Annotated in this window: 2 protein-coding genes; one reads left to right on the plus strand and one right to left on the minus strand. The window is 42.7% G+C overall.

The annotated features are described in order from the left end of the window. Positions 1 to 252: 252 nt before the first annotated feature. Entirely contained in the window at positions 253 to 441 is a 189-nt protein-coding gene (csrA, locus tag MO867_RS21835) for a carbon storage regulator CsrA (RefSeq protein ID WP_252473078.1), read from the minus strand. 840 nt (positions 442 to 1,281) lie between these two features. Between csrA and MO867_RS21840 the strand changes: the two genes are divergently transcribed. Then, complete coding sequence (locus MO867_RS21840) at positions 1,282 to 1,869, plus strand: hypothetical protein (RefSeq protein WP_252473079.1); 588 nt, start codon at positions 1,282 to 1,284, stop codon at positions 1,867 to 1,869. Positions 1,870 to 1,896: the final 27 nt, after the last annotated feature.

A 1,896-nucleotide genomic window follows, 5' to 3' on the forward strand; every position in this document is an offset into this window, starting at 1 on the left:
GAGCGGTACAGTGACTATGGGGCTATAGCTGCATGAAACTGTCCGAAGTGTTGATGAATGGAAGTTACAATACAATTTGGTAAAGGCAGTATTAGCTGAAAGGCCGAACATTGAAGAATTTGAGTTTTGCTCACAGCTCTTATAACAAGGTGCGGCACAATAGCCCGCATCGCAACTGCGCACAGCATTAACCCTATCGCCCAGTGGACTGGACGCGCCAACGCGCGCCGCTGCTTCGCGTGCTCCGCAATCTCAACCAACTCCACCCCCCAGCACCCTCTCCTTTTGCACACGTCTATAGATTTCCTCACGGTGAACCGGTAGAGATTTTGGGGCACGTATGCCTATCTTTACCTGATTACCCTTAACTTCCAATACCGTAATTGAGACGTTCGCTCCAATCCGTAAGTTTTCACCCGTCCGGCGCTTTAAGATCAACATAATTGCTTCCTATGAATACTCAAACCATGCGTAGACCTCCCTTAATGGAAGGACTTGAAAGTAACTGTTAAAGAAGTATCAGGTGGAGCGCGAGAACGGTAGGCATAGAGGTAGAAAAGGCAGACGCAACGCTTCCAGAGCCAGGGGACATGCCCCAAACTGCTGAATGGACTCCACTTTATTGAAGACGAGCGGGTTTCTAGCGTATGATCCATATAGCCATTTTGATAGTTCGGTTATCAATTTGGTTAGCTGGCCCTAGGTGTTCCACCACCTTGGGTCAGCGCCTTTTACTTACTTTTACGTCACGCTACCGTTCTCCTTTGAGGGAATGGTTTTTAGAGAATTCTTGAATCTCTTGGACCGCTTTGCTCATTGGCCTTTAGAAGGCTGTTCAATGACGACCCAAATATCGATAAATATCCACCGATTTTACGCAGCTTTGACACTAAAACAAACTAAATAAAATCCAATAAGATTATTCTTGTGCCTATATTTTGGGTTGCTCACACTTCGAAAATTTCGGTTGTGTATAAAAATGGTTGTTAAGACTGGTACTCTTCACTGCCTTTCACTTTGGAACCCAGAAACAATAGATCATCCCTAGCGGCTTCACTTTGCTGATTTTATATATACTTTGTTGTTTTCTTCCGGTTTCAATCTCAAATATCAAGAGCAGCCGCAATATGTCCGCTAGAGTAATTTTCCACCGGCGCAGGCTAACATATTGGTTTGTATATTTTTTTCTGGCGAGAGGGGTTTTCTCCTCTTGAGATATATTGACTGGTGATATAATGCGGCTGCATTTGAATACACTATTATGTCCACAAAGGAGAGTAAGTGAGTTTTATCACTGACAACAAGGATCTAATTGTAATCACCTTAGGTGTGATTGGCTTCCTCATGGCCATGAGAACCTTTAGCTTCAACCTTCAACAAAGGAAAATTGAGAATACCTTTAAGATTTTAGATTTCATGAGAAAGCATATTGGTAATGATCAGATTGAAACCTTTATCGAAGCTTTTCATGCTAATAATCCACTCGGCGTGTCAGAACTGGAGTTCCATTATCCAGATGGAAGAAAAGAGCACTTGGATAACTTCTTTTCAGAGGGCGGCAGTGGCAACGGAGATATTCACAATATAATTGAAATATTTAATCTCGTCTCAATAAATCTATCAAAGAACGAGCTGAAGGAAGAGCTAATTTGGTACGAATATGGCCAAATTATGACTAAGTGTTATCAATGGACGTGCTATCTTGAGACGAAAGGCCCAGGCCATCAATATTACAAAGAAGTCTTGGAGCGCTCAAAAGATTCAGGATGGCTTGAAAAGATTAAGCTCAAAAAAGAAATAGCAGAAGTGCTAGCAAATATTACACATACGTCGAGTAAAAGCATAAATCGGGTAGCCGGTAGTTTCTAGCTACCGGCCCCCACACCACCCATCATG

Origin of the sequence: Microbulbifer okhotskensis (genome assembly GCF_023895975.1) — a bacterium.
Classification (GTDB): domain Bacteria; phylum Pseudomonadota; class Gammaproteobacteria; order Pseudomonadales; family Cellvibrionaceae; genus Microbulbifer; species Microbulbifer okhotskensis.

Coding starts and splice junctions, on each gene's coding strand:
- csrA (WP_252473078.1), bottom strand. CDS start 441: ATGTTGATCTTAAAGCGCCGGACGGGTGAAAACTTACGGATTGGAGCG.